The 628-nt window shown below is 43.2% G+C and carries 1 protein-coding gene; it reads right to left on the bottom strand.

The genetic code is table 11. The features are described from left to right. Positions 1-94: 94 nt before the first annotated feature. Positions 95-484: a VOC family protein gene (locus tag R8O10_RS25940; RefSeq protein ID WP_005481479.1), complete on the bottom strand. Its 390-nt coding sequence runs from the start codon at positions 482-484 to the stop codon at positions 95-97. Positions 485-628 lie beyond the last annotated feature (144 nt).

Genomic DNA, 628 nt, shown 5'->3' with positions numbered 1-628 from the left:
CACAGGCTCACTCCTTATTGATGAACTTGCAGTATACGCCCGAACACTTTCATATGAAAGCAGCCTGTGAACAGGGTCAATAAGCTAAGTCGCGTTAAACGGTAAGCTCAATACGGTTGCCATCTGGATCTAATACGCAGCTTTCGTAATAACCATCGCCAGTGTATCTCGGCCCGTCAATCCTTTGATAACCATCTTCCACCAAGGTTTTGGTTATTTGGTCAACGGCCTGCTCTGATCCTAATGCGAAGGCAAAGTGTGCCAACCCTGTTACTTGCATCGAGTGAGAGTTTTCACAGGTGGTCACTCCTTCCATCGACATCAACTCCAATCGAGCACCACTTTCAAACGAAAGAAAGTAAGACGAAAAGTGCTTCTTTGGATTGTGGTATTTATCGTTGGATACGGCGTTAAAATATTTCTCATAAAAGCCTTTTAGCTCTTCCAAACGCTCTGTCCAAATCGCGACATGTTCTATTTTCATATTGGCTCTCTTCGTAAGTATTTGTGATTCAATAATTGCTGGCATTGGCATCAAATCTAACGAGGACGACTTGAATGAAAAAGAGAGCAAATCACTGCAACCTTGTTCCTGTTTTATGGTAGGAGTTGTGTTTGCATGACGGTG

It is taken from the genome of Vibrio sp. 1727 (genome assembly GCF_033344415.1).
Lineage (GTDB): Bacteria > Pseudomonadota > Gammaproteobacteria > Enterobacterales > Vibrionaceae > Vibrio > Vibrio alginolyticus.
The sequence above is the reverse complement of the archived record's forward strand: the minus strand, read 5'-3'. Positions and strand labels throughout refer to the sequence as shown.